This is a genomic window from Lutimaribacter marinistellae (assembly GCF_042648365.1).
GTDB lineage: Bacteria > Pseudomonadota > Alphaproteobacteria > Rhodobacterales > Rhodobacteraceae > Lutimaribacter_A > Lutimaribacter_A marinistellae.
Genome location: NZ_JBHRXI010000010.1, coordinates 74,223 through 92,807, shown reverse-complemented (window position 1 = coordinate 92,807; position 18,585 = coordinate 74,223). Strand labels below are relative to the sequence as shown.

19 protein-coding genes are annotated in these 18,585 nt (G+C 65.8%); 10 read left to right on the top strand and 9 right to left on the bottom strand.

Translation table 11 applies throughout. The features are described from left to right. Window positions 1–94 precede the first annotated feature (94 nt). Window positions 95–553, bottom strand: coding sequence for an NUDIX hydrolase (locus ACFORG_RS09245; RefSeq protein ID WP_386735134.1), 459 nt, complete (start codon window positions 551–553; stop codon window positions 95–97). A gap of 190 nt (window positions 554–743) precedes the next feature. Between ACFORG_RS09245 and gndA the strand changes: the two genes are divergently transcribed. From gndA to ACFORG_RS09225, 4 genes are all read left to right on the top strand, one after another. After that, entirely contained in the window at window positions 744–2,141 is a 1,398-nt protein-coding gene (gene gndA, locus ACFORG_RS09240; RefSeq protein ID WP_386735133.1) for an NADP-dependent phosphogluconate dehydrogenase, read from the top strand. Window positions 2,142–2,208: 67 nt separating this feature from the next. Beyond that, complete coding sequence (locus ACFORG_RS09235; protein ID WP_386735132.1) at window positions 2,209–2,730, top strand: hypothetical protein; 522 nt, start codon at window positions 2,209–2,211, stop codon at window positions 2,728–2,730. 62 nt (window positions 2,731–2,792) lie between these two features. Then, a complete protein-coding gene (locus ACFORG_RS09230; protein WP_386735131.1) occupies window positions 2,793–3,362 on the top strand; it encodes a hypothetical protein in 570 nt (189 codons plus the stop codon). Between the two features lie 58 nt (window positions 3,363–3,420). After that, window positions 3,421–5,022: a GMC family oxidoreductase gene (locus ACFORG_RS09225; RefSeq protein ID WP_386735130.1), complete on the top strand. Its 1,602-nt coding sequence runs from the start codon at window positions 3,421–3,423 to the stop codon at window positions 5,020–5,022. Between the two features lie 53 nt (window positions 5,023–5,075). Here ACFORG_RS09225 and ACFORG_RS09220 read toward each other — a convergent pair whose 3' ends face one another. The 3 genes from ACFORG_RS09220 to ACFORG_RS09210 all read right to left on the bottom strand — a co-directional run bounded on the left by ACFORG_RS09220 (window position 5,076) and on the right by ACFORG_RS09210 (window position 9,633). After that, window positions 5,076–6,236: an alpha/beta hydrolase gene (locus tag ACFORG_RS09220; protein WP_386735129.1), complete on the bottom strand. Its 1,161-nt coding sequence runs from the start codon at window positions 6,234–6,236 to the stop codon at window positions 5,076–5,078. Window positions 6,237–6,333: 97 nt separating this feature from the next. Then, on the bottom strand, window positions 6,334–8,781 hold the full coding sequence (hrpB, locus tag ACFORG_RS09215) for an ATP-dependent helicase HrpB (RefSeq protein WP_386735128.1): 2,448 nt from the start codon (window positions 8,779–8,781) through the stop codon (window positions 6,334–6,336). Window positions 8,782–8,928: 147 nt separating this feature from the next. After that, window positions 8,929–9,633, bottom strand: a complete 705-nt coding sequence (locus ACFORG_RS09210) for a DUF3108 domain-containing protein (protein WP_386735127.1) — start codon at window positions 9,631–9,633, stop codon at window positions 8,929–8,931. A gap of 92 nt (window positions 9,634–9,725) precedes the next feature. Between ACFORG_RS09210 and meaB the strand changes: the two genes are divergently transcribed. Further along, window positions 9,726–10,703 (top strand): methylmalonyl Co-A mutase-associated GTPase MeaB, encoded by a 978-nt coding sequence (gene meaB / locus ACFORG_RS09205; protein WP_386735125.1) that lies wholly within the window; start codon window positions 9,726–9,728, stop codon window positions 10,701–10,703. A gap of 157 nt (window positions 10,704–10,860) precedes the next feature. After that, window positions 10,861–11,151: a 50S ribosomal protein L28 gene (rpmB, locus tag ACFORG_RS09200; RefSeq protein ID WP_386735124.1), complete on the top strand. Its 291-nt coding sequence runs from the start codon at window positions 10,861–10,863 to the stop codon at window positions 11,149–11,151. A gap of 82 nt (window positions 11,152–11,233) precedes the next feature. On the opposite strand, the gene ACFORG_RS09195 is transcribed toward rpmB, so the two are convergent. Next, window positions 11,234–11,647, bottom strand: a complete 414-nt coding sequence (locus tag ACFORG_RS09195) for an ester cyclase (RefSeq protein ID WP_386735123.1) — start codon at window positions 11,645–11,647, stop codon at window positions 11,234–11,236. A 152-nt stretch (window positions 11,648–11,799) separates the two neighbouring features. Here ACFORG_RS09195 and ACFORG_RS09190 point away from each other — a divergent pair, with 152 nt between their 5' ends. Beyond that, window positions 11,800–12,150: a hypothetical protein gene (locus ACFORG_RS09190; protein ID WP_386735122.1), complete on the top strand. Its 351-nt coding sequence runs from the start codon at window positions 11,800–11,802 to the stop codon at window positions 12,148–12,150. A 41-nt stretch (window positions 12,151–12,191) separates the two neighbouring features. After that, window positions 12,192–12,695: a copper chaperone PCu(A)C gene (locus ACFORG_RS09185; protein WP_386735120.1), complete on the top strand. Its 504-nt coding sequence runs from the start codon at window positions 12,192–12,194 to the stop codon at window positions 12,693–12,695. A gap of 84 nt (window positions 12,696–12,779) precedes the next feature. On the opposite strand, the gene ACFORG_RS09180 is transcribed toward ACFORG_RS09185, so the two are convergent. Both ACFORG_RS09180 and ACFORG_RS09175 read right to left on the bottom strand, forming a co-directional pair. Beyond that, window positions 12,780–13,478 carry an NAD-dependent deacylase gene (locus ACFORG_RS09180; RefSeq protein ID WP_386735119.1) on the bottom strand — a complete coding sequence of 233 codons (699 nt, stop codon included), beginning with the start codon at window positions 13,476–13,478 and terminating at the stop codon, window positions 12,780–12,782. 161 nt (window positions 13,479–13,639) lie between these two features. Then, complete coding sequence (locus ACFORG_RS09175; RefSeq protein WP_386735118.1) at window positions 13,640–14,596, bottom strand: LysR family transcriptional regulator; 957 nt, start codon at window positions 14,594–14,596, stop codon at window positions 13,640–13,642. 80 nt (window positions 14,597–14,676) lie between these two features. On the opposite strand from ACFORG_RS09175, the gene hisD reads away from it, so the two are divergent. After that, on the top strand, window positions 14,677–15,978 hold the full coding sequence (gene hisD / locus ACFORG_RS09170; protein WP_386735117.1) for a histidinol dehydrogenase: 1,302 nt from the start codon (window positions 14,677–14,679) through the stop codon (window positions 15,976–15,978). A gap of 92 nt (window positions 15,979–16,070) precedes the next feature. Then, window positions 16,071–16,529: a GNAT family N-acetyltransferase gene (locus tag ACFORG_RS09165; protein ID WP_386735116.1), complete on the top strand. Its 459-nt coding sequence runs from the start codon at window positions 16,071–16,073 to the stop codon at window positions 16,527–16,529. 223 nt (window positions 16,530–16,752) lie between these two features. Here the strand turns inward: ACFORG_RS09165 and ACFORG_RS09160 are convergent, their stop codons facing one another. Continuing rightward, window positions 16,753–17,076, bottom strand: coding sequence for a hypothetical protein (locus ACFORG_RS09160; RefSeq protein ID WP_386735115.1), 324 nt, complete (start codon window positions 17,074–17,076; stop codon window positions 16,753–16,755). A 220-nt stretch (window positions 17,077–17,296) separates the two neighbouring features. Beyond that, complete coding sequence (locus tag ACFORG_RS09155) at window positions 17,297–18,547, bottom strand: hypothetical protein (RefSeq protein ID WP_386735114.1); 1,251 nt, start codon at window positions 18,545–18,547, stop codon at window positions 17,297–17,299. Window positions 18,548–18,585 lie beyond the last annotated feature (38 nt).

Sequence of the window (18,585 nt, the reverse complement as noted above, 5' to 3'; positions counted from 1 at the left end):
CCTGCGGGGCCGCCCGTTCCGGGCGCCCTCCTCGGAGTTGGGCCGGGCCGCGCCTGCGGCGCGGTAAAGGGAGGTTCGGCGCGCGGACACCAGCTCAGTAGCGGCGCAGGATCGTGCCCAGTTCTTCCTCGTCTACCAGCTCGGCCGCCTCGGCGGGGCGCATCCAGCGCCGTTCGCGTTGGCCTTGCTCGGGGAACCGGTCGGCCAGCCCCGCCACGTCGATCCTGTAGAGATTGGTGTGCACCGGCTCCGGCACGCCGCCTTCCTGGATCTTGTCGTAGGAATATGATCCGACGGGCCGCCGCCAGATGCGGCGCACCAGAACGCCTGCCTCTTCCCAGGCTTCGCGCGCGGCGGCCTCGGCCCCGTCGAGCCCGTTGATCGGCCAACCCTTGGGAAGGATCCAGCGCCCGGTGCCCCGGCTCGTGATCATCAGCACCTCGACACCGTCATCGCCCTGCCGCAGGCACAGCGCGGCAACCTGCACACGCTTGGGGCGCAGGAAAAGGGGCCGGAGAATCTCCTGCCAGAATGTTTCTAGAAATGCCCTCATAACAAACTCGTCCCTTCCCGCCGATGCCAAGGGACCCGCGGAACTCCTTGAAAACACGTATCGCCTGATTCCAATCTCGTCTACCAGTCTCTTTCCGAGATTAACGCGCCAGTGGCCATTCGGTTGCGCCTGCCCGGCGTGCGGGTCATTCTGTCGCGGAAATCGGCAGAGAGAAGGGCGCATCACGCAAATGGACGAAGCGCGGATCGGCATTTACGGGCTGGGCACGATGGGCAGTGCGCTGGCGTTGAACCTTGCGGAAAAGGGTATCGCGACCGCCGTTGCAAATCGCGAGGTCGAGTGGATCGCGCCGTTCCTTGACAGGGCAGGGGCGTTGGCCGGAAACCTTCGGCCTGCCGACGACCCGCGTGCGTTTGTGGCACGCCTGACCCGACCGCGCGTGGTGTTGTTGATGATCCCCGCGGGCCCCCCGGTCGAAGACACCATCGCCCAGTTTCGCCCCCTGCTCGAACGCGGCGACCTCGTGGTCGATGCCGGCAATTCCGACCATATGGATACAACGCGCCGGACCGAGGCGATGGCAGCCGTGGGTCTGCACCACATGGGCCTTGGCGTCTCGGGCGGCGAAGAGGGCGCCCGGCATGGCCCTTCCATGATGCTGGGAGGCGACGAGGCGGGCTGGACAACCCTGCGCCCACTGCTCGAACCCATTGCGGCCCGGTTCCAAGGGGACCCGTGCGTGGCCCATCTTGGCCCTGGCGGCGCTGGCCATTTCGTAAAGACTGTCCATAACGGCATCGAATATGCCGACATGCAGATGATCGCCGAGATCTATGGTCTGCTGCGTGATGGCGAGGGGTGGGACGCGCCCGAGATCGGCGCGCTTTTCGCGCGTTGGAACGACGGCCCGCTTGCCTCTTTCCTGGTCGAGACCACCGCCCGTGTCCTGTCCGTCTCCGATCCTGCCTCGGGCCGGCCATTGGTGGATATGATCCGCGACCAGGCGGGCCAGAAGGGTACCGGCCGCTGGACACTGATCGAAGCTCTCAAACTCGGGCAGTCTGCCCCGGCGATCGAGGCCGCCGTCGGTGCGCGCTCATGGTCGGCGCTCAAGCCTCTCCGCCTTGCGGCCGAGGCGCAGCTGCCCGCCCAGACTACCGCAACCGAGCTGCCTGACCCGGCGACCCTGGCCCGGGCGCTCTATGCCGGGCGGCTGCTGGCCCATCTGCAAGGGTTCGAGATCCTGCGCGCGGCCTCGACCGAGCATGGGTGGTCCCTCGATCTCTCACGCGTCGCGGCGATCTGGCGGGCGGGCTGCATCATCCGGTCCGATTTAATGAATGATCTGGTCGGGCTGTTTGCCGAAACGCCTGCGCGACCCGGCTGGCTTGCCCCGTCGGCGGCCGGGCTGATCGGTCCCGCCTTGCCTTCCCTGCGGCGAACCGTCGCCAGCGCGGCGATGACCGGCCTGCCGGTTCCGGCGCTTTCGGGTGCCCTGTCGTGGTATGACAGCATTCGGCGCGGGCAGGGCACCGCCAACCTGATCCAGGCACAAAGAGATGCGTTCGGCCGCCACGGTTTCGAACGCACAGACCGCGCGGGAACCAGCCACGGCGATTGGGGCTAGCCCAAGATTCGCGAACGGCGCAGATTGTCCGCGGCCCGGCGCCATGTCGGACGAGAAAGGGAACGTGATGGCCGGAAAGATTGGCAAGGTGCTCGCCCGGGAATTGCGAGAGATGCTGCCGCCCACGCTCTTTTTTCTCGGTTCTCTCAACATCCTGGTTCTGACCGTCGGAATCCTGTCGGACGATCACGTGCCAAGCACCGTATCGCAGGTCTCGGCCACGATTGGTGCGCTCCTGATCGGCAAGACCTTTCTTTTGGCCGACAAGATACCCCTGATGGCCCAGCTCGACCGGCGCCCATTGCTGACGGCCAGCCTCTCGGCCGCGGGGCTCTACTACGTGATCGCAACAGTGCTGCATATTGCGGAGCGGCTGATCTCGGCGGCGACGGACAGCCGGGGATTTCTGTTTCGCGCCAAGGCGGAACTTGCGGCTTTTGACCTGCCGCTCTTTCTGGTGGTGCAGTTATGGCTGGCGTTCCTTCTTGTCGTCTATGCGCTGGCGGCGCGGACGCTTCGGCGTCTGGGCCGCGAAAACGTGCGGCGGCACCTTCTGCAACCGGTCGAGGGACCACCCGGCTCGACTTGACCCGTCATCGCGCCATGTGTGGACCAGCGGGATGACCCCGCCGAGAATGAGGCAATCCACATATGGCACGGGCAGCATCCGATCCCGCAACCCCGCATACCCTGGCAAGCGATACCGACTTTGGCCCCTATTTCCTTGTCGCCGACAGCGCCCTGCGTCTGTTCTCTGTCTTCGACGATCTGCGTTTTGACCGGGCCGATGCCGACATGCTTTCAGGGCCGATGCGCCGCCACGCCGTTGAACGGCTTGGCCGCTTCGGTTTCCGACAGGTTTCGGGCACGGTGCTGGAACAGGCCGAGACGGGCGCCCGCGCGATCATGCCCAAATGGCACGCGCTCGGGGCCTCACCCTTCGATATCGCCCGCTACACACCGCGCAGGGCCGAAGACTGGTACATCCTGACACCGACGCAGACCGCCTGCCAGTTCATCGACGCATACCCCACCGATGAGGCGGTGGACCGGATCAAGGCCTTGGTTGTTCGACAGCCGATCAACCTGCTCAGGATCATGGATTTCCTTGAACGCAGGCCGGAGCATGATGCGTTCCGCGCGGCGATCGGACACCTGAAATACGTCCAGCGCGAGGCCGTCGAATCCGAGCCCCTCCGCCGCCGCCGCGCATTGCGGTAAGCGGGCTTGCATCCCGCCCCGCGATGAACAACCTTGCCCCCCGCAAGGGAGGCGCGTGATGAATGAGCTCGACGGTACATATGACTACATCATCATCGGCGGCGGTACGGCGGGCTGCGTGCTGGCCAACAGGCTGAGCGCAGACCCCACCGCGCGCGTGTTGCTGCTCGAAGCAGGCGGAAACGATCGCTATCACTGGGTGCATATTCCCGTCGGCTATCTGTTCTGCATCGGCAACCCACGCACCGACTGGATGATGAAAACCGCCGAAGAGCCGGGCTTGAACGGGCGTGCTCTGGTCTATCCGCGTGGCAAGGTACTGGGCGGCTGCACATCGATCAACGGCATGATCTACATGCGCGGGCAGGCGGCGGATTACGACGGTTGGCGCCAGATGGGCAATCCTGGCTGGGGCTGGGATGATGTCCTGCCGATCTTCATGCAGTCAGAGGATCACCACGCGGGCGAAACCGATCTGCACGGGGCCGGGGGCGAATGGAAGGTCACCACACAGCGCCTGAAATGGGATATCCTTGATGCCGTGCAACAGGCCGCTGCCGAGATGGGCTGGCCGCCAACCGGGGATTTCAACGCTGGAACCAACGAGGGCTCGGGCTTCTTCGAGGTCAACCAGAAGGGCGGGCTGCGCTGGAATACCACCAAGGCTTTCCTCCGCCCGGCCATGAAGCGGCCCAACCTGCGGGTGCTGACCGGTGCCATGACAGACCGGCTCATCCTTGATGGAAAGCGCGTCACGGGCGTGGCCTTTCGCCATAACGGCCAGCCCATGAAAGTATACGCATCGCGTGAGGTCATCCTCGCGGCGGGCAGCATCAACTCGCCCAAGCTGCTGGAGCTGTCGGGCATCGGGCAGCCCGACCGGCTCTCCGCCCTCGGTATCAATCCGGTGCACGAGCTGCCCGGCGTGGGCGAGAACCTGCAGGATCACCTGCAGATCCGCACCGTGTTCGAGGTGTCGAACACCCGGACCCTGAACGAGATGTCCAACTCGCTGACCGGGCGGATCTCGATGGCGCTGCGCTACGCCACGACGCAATCCGGCCCGCTGGCGATGGCGCCCAGCCAATTCGGGATATTCACGAAATCCGACCCTGCACTGGAAACCCCGGATCTGGAGTACCACGTACAGCCGCTGTCCTGCGACAAGCTGGGCGAGCCGCTGCACGACTTTCCCGCCATCACCGTTTCGGTCTGCAACCTGCGGCCGGAAAGCGTGGGCCACTGCCACATCAGCTCGGCCGATCCGGACCCCCAGCCGGATATCCAGCTGAACTATCTTTCCGCCAACCGTGACAAACAGGTGGCGGTTGCGTCGATCAAGCAGGCGCGCAAATTGATGACGGCAAGCGCGCTTGCACCCTTTGCCCCGCGCGAACGGCTGCCGGGGCCGCAGGTGGAAACCGAAGACGACCTGTTGAGCGCGGCGGGTGACATCGCCACGACGATTTTTCACCCCGTTGGAACCTGCAAGATGGGCACCGATCCGATGGCCGTGACAGATCCGCAGTTGCGGGTGCACGGGCTGGAAGGGCTGCGGATCGCCGATGCGTCGATCATGCCCAAGATCGTGTCAGGCAACACGGCCTCGCCCACCATCATGATCGCGGAAAAGGCCGCCCGGATGATCCGTGCCTCCTGACCGACATGTCTGGCCGAAGTGCTGCAGGCGTTGCACGCCAGCAGCTCTTCCGATCACTCCAGTTCCTGCTCGATCGCCACGACGGGGGCCAGAATGACGGCTGTCGCTTCCTGTGCCAGCAGGACCGTTCCGGGCAGAACCCCGGTCTTCCCGGTCGCATCGGTCTTCAACGATCGCAAGAGCGAGCCGGACCCGTTCAGAAACCCGATCAACGTGGGTGAGGTTGCCGCCGCGAGATGGCGCGACGCCGCATCTTTCGTACCTGACAGGTCGATCACCGTCACATCCAGCCCCGCCACGGCATCGACCGAGGTAATGTTGCCCAACCGGTCGTCATGTCCTGTCAGACGCGCCGACAGGCGCAGTGCAGGGTCCCGGCTGGACGAGAAGATGACGAAAGGCTGCGGCAGATCGCCGATCTCTTCTACCTGCCTGCGGAACAGGACCGGGTCGATATCCGGCGACATCAGAACCACGCCGCCAAGACGCGACAGGGTCGCGCGATCCCCGCGCAGGGCCATCTGCCGCAGCACCTCCATGGTCAGCTGCGTGCCCATCGAATGTGCCACCAGAACGATATCGCGTGCGCCGGCGTCGCGCAGGTCGTGCAGCATCTCCTCGAGCCCGTCGCGCGCGATCAGCGCCGCGTCCCTGTCTGCGGCATAGCCAAGGGGTTCGCCGCGCGACGGCCAGGCATAGTGAAAGACCGGGCCGGTTATCCCGAAATCCTCGGCCATCTGGGCGGCGCGGAACACGCCGTCGGCAGCGGTATTGTTGAACCCATGCACGGTGACCACGATCTCGTCACGCGGGTTCGTCCGCGCCGCGAGCGCCCGCCGTGCTGCTGCGCGAAAAGCGCCCCGGTCGGGATAATGCATGACATCTCGCGTCAGGAAATCGGTGCTTGCATCCGGCTTGCCCGAAGGCACTTTGACCACGCCGGGCGCACGGTCGGGCGGGACGCTGACATTGACGACAGCATAATTCAGCCCGTCGGGCTGGGCTTTGGAAAACACCGTGCCTTCGTCGCGCGCGCGTGTCGTGCCGACATAGATCGGAATGGGGTTGCCCGCATCGCGCGCCGCTGCGTCGGGAATCAGATCGGCGCGTGGGCTGCATGCGGTCAGGGCCGTCAAAGCAAACAGGAACACACCGCTCCGCAGGCCGGGACGGAACCGGATGATTTGCTTCTCTGCCGTTTCCGGTCGACTCATTGGTCCTGCCTTTTGCCAGCTCCCCCCTGGCATATAGGTGCCATTCGCGGGTCAGGCCATCGCCGCTTTGCGCCAAGTGTCGCAGCCAGGTGAATGGTCAGCCGCGGCGCTTGGCCCGCAAGGTCGGATCGGCCTGCGTCGGGTCCTCGGGCCAGGGGTGCTTGGGGTACTGCGCGCGCATGTCCTTGCGCACGTCGGCATAAGACCCCGCCCAGAACCCCGGCAGGTCGCGGGTGATCTGGATCGGCCGTTGCGCAGGGGACAAAAGCGTCACTTTCAGCGCCACGCCCCCCACCGTCGGATGGCGTGTCACCCCGAACATCTCTTGCAGGCGGACCGAGATCTCGGGGATGTCGCTGCCATAGTCGATCGGGATCTTGCGCCCCAGCGGCGTGATAAAAGAACCCGGCGCCGCGCGGTCAAGCTCCTGCATCCGGTCCCAGCCCAGATAGGCCTGCAGGGCAGGCAGAAGATCGAACCGCTTCCAATCCTCGGCGCTGCGGACACCTGTCAGGAACGGCAACAGCCATTCCTCCAACTGGTTCGTCAGACCGCTTTCCGAGAAATCCGGCCAGTCGCCTCCCTCGGCCCGTACCAGTTCCACCCGTGCAACCAGGCGCGCGGCAGCACCGCTCAGCCGCAGGCCCAGCTCGCGCACACCGTCCAGCATCGCTTCGGCGACTGCCGTGTCGGGAACATCGCGCCAGATCCGGTCATCCAGCGTGATCGCGCCGAACCGCTCTTGCCGGCGGGCCACGACACGCCGGTCCCGCCTTGACCATTCACACAGATCGACCCAGACGATCTGGTCGGCGAAGAGCGCGCGCAGATCTGCCTCCGAGATCTGCGCGGCCAGGCGCACTCGTGCCTCGCGCGGATTGCCGTCGGTGTCGACCGCGACGATATAAGGGGCACCGGCCAGCGGGTCGCCGTCATCCAGAACGGCACCCTTGCCGCCCGACAGGACGAACCGTGGCGCATCGCCCTTGCGGCGTTGTCCCACGCGATCCGGATAGGCCAGCGCGGCCATTGCCGCCGGGCTCATGTCCTCGCCATCCTGCGCGCTGCGCCGCAACCGGTTCGCTTCGGACCGGATGCGCTCCACGACGCCGCGATTCACCTCGTAGGGACGCCGTGCCGCGAACCCTTTCGGATCGCGCACCGCCTCCAGCCGCAAGGCCAGCTCCACGGGCGCGCCGCGCAGCGGGTCACGCTCCTCGATCAGTGCCGCCAGCGGCGCGGCCTGTGCGCCCGCCGTCACCAGCATGTGACCCAACCTCGGATGCAGCGGTAACGCAGCCAAAGCGCGCCCATGCGCCGTGATCAGGCCCTTGCCGTCCAATGCTCCCAGCATGGTGAGCAGGGCACGCGCTTCGGCCAGCGCGCCCTCGGGTGGCGGGGTCAGAAAGGCCAGATCGCTCTCGGATGCCCCCCAAAGCGCCAGCTCAAGCGCCAGCGCCGTCAGGTCGGCCGCCTCGATCTCGGCCGGGGGGAAACCGGGCAGGGCGCCCTCTTCGCCGCGGGTCCACAGGCGATAGCACACACCCTTCGCCACCCGTCCCGCGCGCCCGGCGCGCTGCGTCGCCTCCGCCCGGCTGACACGTTCGGTCACCAGCCGTGACATGCCCGAGCCGGGATCGAACCGCGCGCGCCGGGCCTGCCCCATGTCCACCACCACCCGCACATCGGGAATGGTAAGCGATGTCTCGGCGATCGAGGTTGCCAGAACAACCTTGCGTCCGTCGGAGAGGGGGGCAAGGGCCGCCCGCTGCGCGGCAAAGGGCATCGCGCCAAAGAGCGGGCGGATCTCGCAATGGCCCGGCAACTGACCGGTAAGCAACCGCTCGGTGCGGCGGATCTCGCCCTCGCCGGGCAGAAAGACCAGCACTGCGCCGCCCATGTCGCGTGTCTCGACCTCGGCCCGGGCGACCAGATCCGCCAGCGCCTCCACCCGTCGGGCCCGCGGGCCGAGAGGCCGATCCAGCCACCGTGTCTCAACCGGGTAGGCGCGGCCCTCGGAACTGACCAGCGGCGCGTCCATCAGCGCGGCCACCGGCCCCGCATCCAGCGTCGCCGACATTGCCAGCAGCATCAGGTCCTCTCGCAAAGCGCCCGCCACTTCGAGGCACAGCGCCAGCCCCAGGTCGGCATTGAGCGAGCGTTCGTGGAACTCGTCGAAGATCACCGCGCCCACACCGGGCAGGTCCGGGTCGGATTGCAGCATCCGGGTCAGAATCCCCTCGGTCACCACCTCTATCCGGGTCGCCCTGGACACCTTTGATTCACCCCGGATACGATAGCCGACCGTTTCTCCGGCGCGCTGGCCCAGCGTCTCGGCCATACGCTCGGCCGCCGCCCTCGCAGCAAGGCGGCGCGGTTCCAGCATCACGATCCGGCCCGGGGTCAGCCCAGCGTCAAGCATTGCCAGTGGCACACGCGTTGTCTTGCCCGCGCCGGGTGGCGCCTGCAACACGGCCCGTCCGCCCGCGCGCAACGCGGTGATCAGTTCGGGCAAGGCGTCGTCGATGGGAAGCCTGTCGGTCATGGCCGCCTTATCGGCGCAACCGGGTCCCGCCCGCAAGGGCTCCCGCCCGATCGGAACGCATCACGGATGCGTCCCCGATCCGTTGGGCCGGGCCGGCCGACCCCGTTCGGGGCCGTCCGGCGGTTGCACCCGGAAAGCCATGCCGGTTCAACGGCGGGTGATCGTCGCCGGCCCATAGGTCGTATCGGCGCGCACCGATTGCATCTGCATCAGCTCGCCCGCCGGCGTATAGGTGACCGTCAGCGGAAAACGGCTTTTCTCGGCCAGTTTCTCGGGCGAATAGCCAGCCACCCGGCGATAAAGCCCGGTGCAGGTCACCGTATCTCCATCCTCACTGCGCCCGGTCAGCGCGATCTCGGTCAGCCGCTCGCCGTCATAGATGCGCTGGCTCATCCGGCACAAGTCGTCGCGGGGCTGGTCGCGCAACACGATGAACATGGCCGTCAACGGATCGACCGCGCCCTTCTGCTGCGCATCCGTCACGGCATAGGGGCCGCGGTCGCCCACCTCGCTGCCCGTGGCGCGGGCCACGCCGCCCTTCCACACAAGTTGCACCCGCGATTCGCGCCGCCCGGTATCCATATCCTCGCTGTAGCGCGAGGGGATGAACCTGTCGCCGCGCCGCGCGCCCTGCGATTCCATGACGAAGCGGACGCCCTTTACCGCGCCGACAAGGCCCGAGGTCGTGAATTGCGCGCGCACGGCAAAGGCGTTGTCGGTCACGCGGCCCGACACCTGCAATTGCCCGACCGTGACGCCAAGGGCGCGGACGGTATAGGTGCCCGTCGTGTCCTGCGCGGCAAGCGCGGCAGGCAGCAGGGACAGGCTGAGGACGAGGGCAAGAAGGCGCATGGACAGGATTCCTTTCGGCACCGGCTGGACAAAGACACGCCCCGGACGGCAAACAGGGCCGGCACGACCGGAAGCGGCCACGGGGGACAAGGATGGACATAGACGAGTTGCGTGACAAGATCCTCACGGGTGACCGGCGATCTCTTGCCCGCGGCATCACGCTGGTCGAAAGCAGCCGCGCCGATCATCGCGAACAGGCCGCCGCGCTGCTTGAGGAATTGCGCCCCGAGGGCCGGCAGGCATTGCGTATCGGCCTGTCGGGAACGCCCGGTGTGGGCAAGTCCACCTTTATCGAGGCATTCGGCATGATGTTGCTGGCGCGCGGTTTGCGGGTCGCGGTTCTGGCCGTCGATCCCAGTTCGGCACGTTCCGGCGGCTCGATTCTCGGCGACAAGACCCGGATGGAACGGCTGTCACGTGAACCGGGTGCGTTCATCCGGCCGTCGCCCAGCCAGACACATCTTGGCGGGGTTGCCCGGCGCACGCGCGAGGCCGTGGCCCTGTGCGAGGCGGCAGGGTTCGACGTCGTCCTGATCGAGACGGTGGGTGTCGGTCAGTCCGAAACCGTGGTCTCTGAAATCTCCGACCTTTTTCTCCTGCTGCTCGCGCCCGCGGGCGGCGACGAATTGCAGGGCGTGAAACGCGGGATCATGGAAATCGCCGACATCATCCTCGTCAACAAGGCCGATGGCGACCTCAAGGCAACGGCCACGCGTACCTGTGCCGATTATTCGGGCGCGTTGCGGCTGCTGCGTAAACGCCCACAGGATCCCGAAGGATTCCCCAAGGCGCTCACCGTTTCGGCGCTGCAGGAAAACGGGCTCGACGCGGCGTGGGACGAAATGCAGTCGCTGACCGACTGGCGCAAACAAAGCGGCCACTGGGAGCGCAACCGCGCCGAACAGGCCCGGTTCTGGTTTGCCGAAGAGGTCCGGCAGGCATTGCTCGCGCGTCTTGAAACACCGGCGGCACGGACCGAGATGAAGCGCCTCGCCGATGCGGTTGCGCAGGGGCAGGCCACCCCCACTGCCGCCGCGCAGGACATGCTGGCAAGCCTCGACATGGCCTGACGCGGGCCGGGTCGAATAATCCGCCGCGCCCGACTTGACCCCGGCGGCGATTCCCACTAAAGCCAGCGAACCAGTTTTCGGGCGCGCCCTCGGGTTGCGCCCCTTGTATTTGACCCCAGCCCCGTGCCGGGTCCACCAGAGACGAAGGAAGAAACCCATGTCGCGCGTCTGCGAACTGACCGGAAAAGGCCCGATGACTGGCAACAATGTCAGCCACGCCAACAACAAGACCAAGCGTCGTTTCCTGCCGAACCTGAACGACGTCACCCTGCAATCCGAAGCGCTGGGCCGCGGCATCAAGCTGCGCATCTCGGCCGCTGCGCTGCGCTCGGTGGATCACCGCGGTGGCCTGGACCTCTACCTCGCCAAGGCGAAGGACGAAGAGCTGTCGGCCAACGCGCTGAAGGTCAAGAAAGAGATCGCCAAGGCCAAGGCCGCCTCGGCCTGATCCGGACGATCACGCCGGTCGCTCCGGCACGATGTTCGAAGCCCCGCGCAGCATTCGCGCGGGGCTTTCGCGTTTCCGGGGATCATCCCCAACCCAGTTGCCGCAACGAGTGAGAGTCGTTCCAGATCTTTGTCATGTGGCGGATCTTTTCGCCCTCGAACTCCATGACATAGGCATAATCGGCCGCCACCGACTTGCCTGTCGGCGCACCGTCACCGGTATCAACGGTGTGAGTGCCGTGAAACACCGCCGCCGCAGTCACGGTTTTGCGCTCATCATCCACGGCAAAGCTCTTCAACTCGTAATGGCCATCGGGCAACGGCACCAGCAGCGCCTTCATCCACTCGGTGTAGCCCTCGACCGTGGTCATGTCGGCCAGTGCATCGGCCTGGGCCGAGAAGGTGGCGCCGGGATGACACCATTCCTTGCACACAGCCCAACCTTCGCCCGTCTCGCAGGCTTCGAAGAAGTCTCGTGCGTTCTGTTTCATGGACATCGGCTTACTCCTCCCTTCGGGTCGTTGGGGACGCAACAGGCGTTCCCGCGCCCTATGCATCCTACCGCGAATCGCGTCTCGCACCCACCGCCGTTGCAGGGCGCGATGTCTCATTGTACCTGCCGCGGCGCTTGTCCTATATGGCGGTCAACATGAAACGGTGCCTGTCGATCCTCTCCGCATATTGCCTCGCGCTGCTCCTTGCCTTGACGGGCCAGGGACTGGCGCAGTCGCGCGGGATGTCGACGGCCGCGGGACAGATCACGCTGTGCACCGGCACCGGCCCGGTCGTTATCTATGTCGATGATCAGGGGCAGCCGGCACCAGCGCCGCACTACTGCCCCGATTTCGCGCTCAGCCTGTTGGGCGCGTTACTGCCCGAAAGGGCCCAGCCGCCCCTGCCGGAGGAGGCTTCCCCGATCCTGGCGGAGTCGGCCCATATCGGCGCAAACCCGGCGCCGATCATCCGTCACCGCGCTCGTGGTCCGCCTGTGCCTGTCTGAACCCCATTTTCCCTTTCAGACAGTTCAAAGGAGACATAAGAATGTCCATCAAATCCCTGCTGCTCGGTGCAGCCGCTACCCTGACCATGTCCACCGCCGCCATCGCGGACATCGTGATCGAAGACGCCTATGCTCGCGCGTCGGGCATGAACGCAATGGCGGGCGCGGCCTTCATGGTGATCCGCAACACCGGCGAAACCGACGACCGCTTGGTCTCGGTCCGTTCGGACGCGTCGGCCCGTGTCGAGCTTCACACGCATGAAATCGACGGCCAGGGCGTCGCCCGCATGGTCGAGGTCGAAGAGGGGTTTGCCATCCCGGCAGGCGGCGAACACGCCTTGGCTCGCGGTGGCGATCACGTCATGTTCATGGGGATCACCAAGCCTTTCGAACAGGACGCCAAGGTTCCGGTGACGCTGGTTTTTGAGCAGGCCGGCGAAGTTACCGTCGAAATCCCCGTAGACCTGAAACGCATGGATGGCCACGGCAGCGGCCACGGCATGAAACATGGCCATAAACAGCATGGTCAGATGACGTCGGACTGACGGCACAAGGCGCGGCGCCCTCGCTCGCGCCGCGCTGCGGCCCTCGTTCGGGCGCGAGACCGGGCTGCGCCCCGGCCTCCACGCTCACTCCACCCGAGCAAGCACCTCGTCGACCCAGGCGGGGACCGTCTCGGTCGCCCTGCCTTCGCGCTGCTCGTGAAAACGCGAGGCGACCGCCGAGGGCTCCAGGCTCAGTTCCACGCAATGTGCCCCGCCCATGAGCGCCTCTTCGACGAACCCGGCCGCCGGATAAACCTGCCCCGAAGTTCCGATCGCGGCGAACAGCGCGGCCTGCGACAGGTGGGCAAAGATCTCGTCCATGAAATAAGGCATCTCGCCGAACCAGACGACGTCGGGCCGCGCCGTTGGCCGCGCGCAGGCAGGGCACGGCTCCGCCACCTTCATCTCGTCGGGCGCCGGCCAGCGATGTCCGCAGGCCCCGCAAAGCGCGCCGGCCAGCGTGCCATGCATGTGCAGTACATCCGTTGCCCCGCCCGCCTCGTGCAGCGCGTCCACGTTCTGCGTGACGATCACAACCTCGCCGGGCCAGCCCCTTTGCAGCCGCGCAAGCGCCGCGTGCGCTGCGTTCGGCTTTGCCTGCGCCGCCTGCACCCGCCGTGCGTTATAGAACCCCTGAACCAGCGCCGGATCTCGCGCGAACCCCTCGGGTGTGGCGACGTCCTCGATCCGGTGCTGCGACCACAGGCCCCCCTCGTCGCGGAATGTCCCCAGACCACTTTCAGCCGAGATTCCGGCACCGGTCAGAATGACGATCTTGTCCATCTTGGTCTCCTTCAGTCCGGTCACAACTTAAGCAGCGTGAAATCTGTAAATCTCTCTTGTTGAAACTCCCCGCCACCCCCTTGCGCGGGTGCCGGCTCCAAGGCTCAACGGAAGGCGACGTAACCGCAACCCCGGAACCGCAGATGAGCTCCGCGCGCCGATCAGGCTTCCAGCACCCGGAACCCGCCGCTCAGCCATGGCAATTGTGCTATGGCCGGGTCGATCATCTGGGTCTGCATCAGGCGCCGCATCATGTCCGCCACTTCGCGCGGCACCCGGTCGGCCAGGTCCGCACCCGAGAACAGCGAGATGATGCGCGTGAACCCGGCAAAGGGCAGGGGAAACACCTCTATGTCGTCGTGGAAGCGGCCCGCCCGCATGTAGCCCAGCGGCGTGGTGATCGCCCAGCCCAGCCGCCGCGCCACCATGGCCATCAACGCAAGGTGCGAGCCGATCTCGAACCGCTCTTCGAAGTCGAGCTTCTGTCGCGCCAGATGGGCCTCGATCTGGCGGCTGATCAGTTGCTCGCGCGCATAGCGCAGAAAGGGAAGCTTCGACAAGCCGCCACGCAGGTCGCCAGCATCAAAAACTCCCTTTGGTGCAACAAGGATGAACGGATCCCGCACCAGCGGATACTCCAGAACGCCCTCGATCACTTCGCCCGTGCTGGCCGATACCGCGATCTGCAGCCGCTGCGCCCTCATCGCCTCGCTGATCTCGAGGCTCGAGGCAGTGATCAGCTTGAACCGTGCCCGCGTCATGCTATCGGCCAGCAGCGTGGCGAGGCGCGGCGTCAGGTCGTTGTCGAAATCGTCGATCAGACCAACGCTCAAAGTGCTCAGCTGACTCAGGTCCATCACCATCAACTCGCTCTGCGCCAGCCTCAGCTCGCTCAGCGCCGCCTCGGTTCGTGCAAGGAAGCTGCGACCCGCCTGGGTCAGCCGCATGGGGCGGCGCCCGTGGTCAACAAGGTCCGTTCCAAGGGCCGTTTCGAGGTTGCGCAGCTGCTGGCTCACCGCCGGCTGGCTCAACCCCGTCAACTCCGCCGCCTGCGCGACGGACCCCGAGCGCGCCAGCGCCTCGAACACTTCCAGACCGCGCAGGGTCACCCCCTTCATCATCGACCGATCCCTTTCGGCAGTTTTGCCTTTTGTGAAACTCCATCGTCCGTCGGTCAAGCGTTCACGAGGTCCATTCCATGCCCATTACCCACCTGAAAACCGCCCCCGGCCTGCCGCCTCAACCCGAAGGCGACACGGCCGATACCGTGCAGATCATGCTCGCCCGCTTGCGCGAAGGGCGCGAACAGGCCGCTCGCGACTATGCCGCCCGCCTCGACGGTTGGGAGGGCGAGATCGAGGTACCGCAAGCGGTGATCGAGGCCGCCGCGCGACAGGTCCCGGAAGAACTGAAGGCCCATATCCAATACGCCCACGACAACATCCGCCGCTTCGCCGAGGCGCAGCGGGCCACTGCAATCGAGTTCGAGACCGAGCTGCGCCCCGGCCTGATCGGGGGCCAGAAACAGATCCCGCTCGCCGCCGCAGGTGCCTATGTTCCCGGCGGCCGCTACGCGCATATCGCCTCGGCCCTGATGACGATTGCCACCGCGCGTGCCGCAGGCGTTCCGGATATCACGGCCGTCTCGCCGCCTGCGCCGGGCCGCGGCATCCATCCCGCGATCCTCTACGCCATGTCGCTCGCCGGCGCGGACCGGGTTCTGGCTCTGGGCGGGGTGCAGGGTGTGGCGGCGATGGCCTTGGGTCTCTTCGGTGCCCCGCCTGCCGATATTCTCGTCGGTCCGGGCAACCAGTTCGTGGCCGAGGCCAAGCGCCAACTCTTTGGTCCGGTCGGCATCGACATGTTCGCAGGTCCAACCGACTCGATGGTCCTCGCAGATACCACGGCCGACCCGCTCACCGTCGCATGGGATCTCGTCGGCCAGGCCGAGCACGGCTGGAACTCTCCTGTCTGGCTCGCCACCGACAGCCGTTCACTGGCCGAGGCCGTTCTGGCTGCCATCCCGTCCTGCTTGGCGACGCTGCCCGAACGCAACCGTTCAAGCGCGCAGGCCGCATGGGATGCGCTTGGTGAGGTCATGCTCTGCGCCGACCGCGAAGAGATGGCCGAGGCCGCCAACAGCTACGCACCCGAACATCTTCACGTGCAGGCCGGCGATCTGGACTGGTGGAAATCACGTCTCACCGCCTATGGCTCGCTCTTTCTCGGAGAGCAGACGACCGTCGCCTTCGGAGACAAGGCCAGCGGCCCGAACCACGTGCTGCCCACCAGCGGGGCCGCGCGCTACACTGGCGGTCTCTCGGTCCACAAGTTCCTGAAAACCGTGACGTGGCAGCGTGTCACCGACGAGGCGCTTCCAGATCTCGCCCGCGCCACCGCCGCCATATCCCGCGCCGAGGGGATGGAGGGGCATGCCCGCACGGCGGATATCCGTCTCGACCGGTTCGCGACACCGCTCCGGCACAATCGCGCCAGCTGACCGCCAATCCATCACCCCCGGTGGGCTTTGCTTGCTTGCACGAACTTCTCCGTGCAACAGGGCCGTGATCGCAAAGAAGGGTTGATTGCACCATGACAGAGCTTCGCTACCGTCGCGCCACATCTGCAGATCTAGGGTCGATCGTCGCGATGTTGGCCGACGACATGCTTGGGTCCTCGCGCGAAAAAGCGGCGCCGGAGGTTGCGGAAAGCTACCGCCGCGCCTTCGCCGAGATAGATGCCGACCCGAACCAGTTTCTCTGCGTGGTCGAGGAAGGCCATAGCATCGTCGGAACACTGCAACTGACCTTCATTCCCGGCCTGTCTCGAGGCGGGGCAAAACGCGGTCAGATCGAGGCGGTGCGGATCGCAAGCGAACGTCGCGGCGACAAGCTCGGCGAGGCGATGTTCGCCTGGGCGATCGATCAATGCCGGGCACGGGGGTGCAGCCTCGTCCAGCTCACGACGGACAAGGCCCGCCCGGATGCCCACCGGTTCTACGACCGCCTGGGCTTCGAGCCCAGCCATATCGGGTACAAGCTGAGCCTCTGATCAAGAAAAAGTCGCCATCCGGCACGGAAGTAAAGGCCGAGGCGAACCTTCGCGACCGGGTCGAATACCGCACTGCCGTCGGCTCCTTCCCGGACAGACCTGCCCTCTTCCTCTTGCCGTAAATATCCCGGAGCGCGAGGCAGCGCCTCGCATCCGCGCGGCGACAGCCGCGCAAATCAAGCGCGCGCGGAACGCGCGCGCCTTCGGCTCTTGGAAAAGACGCCTACTGGCAGACGGCCTTGGCGAGCTGCCCGAACGCCTTGTAGCGCTCCCACAGCGCCTCGTCGCTGGCGCGGCTGGACATGCGCACCACCTGCGCCTGGTGGGGGTCCGAGAACCACTTCGCGATCCGCCGCTGCTCCGAACGGTTCAGCGCGTCATCCGCCACTTTCTGGATGCAGTTGCACCGCGCCCGAGTCGCCGCAGGCCGGTCCGAACTCATGCAGGCGCGGGCGATCTTGCCCGCCTCGGCAGGCGCAGGAACACCTGTTGCCAGCATCGCCGCACAAAACCCCGCGGCCAGGGGCATCGTCAGAAATCGTGTCATTGTCTTGCCTCGTTCTCACCCGGCGGGGTCTTTGACGCCCCGGCCGTCACTGCCTCGGTACTATGTCGCAGCCGACCTGTACGATCAACTCGCCCGGACACCCGCGCCGCCACCGGCAGGACTCTGCCGACACCGCGAAGGAGCGCCCCGTTGCGGGCTCTGCGATGCCCGCATCCTACACCCCGATTATGGCGAAATTGAGGACGGGTGTTCCGAACAGTCACGCCTCCCGCGTTTCCGGCAGATCCGGCGGAGAAATCTCTGGTGGCGTACCCGATCTAACGCAGTTGAACGCAGGTCCCCCGAAGAACTCCCAATACTCGTTCAGCGTCTCGCAGCGCTTCTTCGGGCCGATATCGTCGCCGGAAACCGTCCAGACACCCGCGCAGAGGGCGGCAATGCCCGCGCCGAGTACGGTGAGCTTGCCGAACCAAGGCGCCTTTGAAACCCCGGCGTCTTTCTGCGCGTTTTCCAGTTCCGTCTCAAGCTGCGCAACACGGGCCTGCAATCGCCCGATCTCCTCGCGCAGAGCCTGTTCCGACGCCTTGGTCTGCACCTGCGTATTCAGGATCTCTCCGATCCGGTCCAGACTGGCCGGCACCGCTTCAAGCGGTTTGAGGAAGTCGGGAAGCTCATTGAGCCACCGCGCGGTCGCCTGACTGAACTCCTGCAGAGATTGATAGATGGTGACCGAGGCCAGGGCGACCGAGGCCGAGACGCTGCGCGGATGGGCGAACAGATGCGCCACGCTCTCCGGCTCGAACTCCGGCGCGCGGTTTGCATTGGCGGATTGCTCCGCCAGCCACTCCGCCTCGATCCGCGCGATCGCCTCGGCCACCTGCTCCGCGCCGCTCTCCCATGTCTCGCGGGGGATCTGTGTGGCGACACGGCGGCACAGTTCCAGCGGCAGCGGTGCGCCCCGCACCATCCCCTCATACCACCGGCGGAAGAAATCGAAACGCGGATCGGTCTCGAGCAGCGTCGGGCCGATATCCTCCGGACGAAGGCCCTCTGGCGGGCTGGCATCGTGCCAGAGCGGTTGGGAGATTAGCGTTCTCGCATCGTAATCGGCGTCTCGATACGTGGATGAAATGAAGACGCTCGTATCCTTCTGCGGTTCCTTGGTGAACAATGCGGCCTGAAACAGCAGGTCGAATACCCAGTCAACCTTAGCTTCGCCGGTCACTATTCCAACCGAAAATCCGGATGCGTTCGCAGCTTTCTGAAAGTCGTTCGACCAATAACCATCTGGATGAAATGTCTTAGCGGTATTAACTGCTTGCTCTGCGGCGACCAAAACTTCGGGCGATGCTTGCTGCGCAAATGTAGTGGCGCAAAGTTGGCTCCACGAGCCAAGCAAGATTAGTTGTTCGTGAGATGCCTTGGTCGCTGACCCATTTCGTGAACTATCTGGCCAAACTGCACAAACCAATGGCCACACCCGCAGCGCCGCCCGCGTGGCGATGGCCACGCAGACCTCCCGGCTCTGCCCCTCAAGCCACTCCTTGA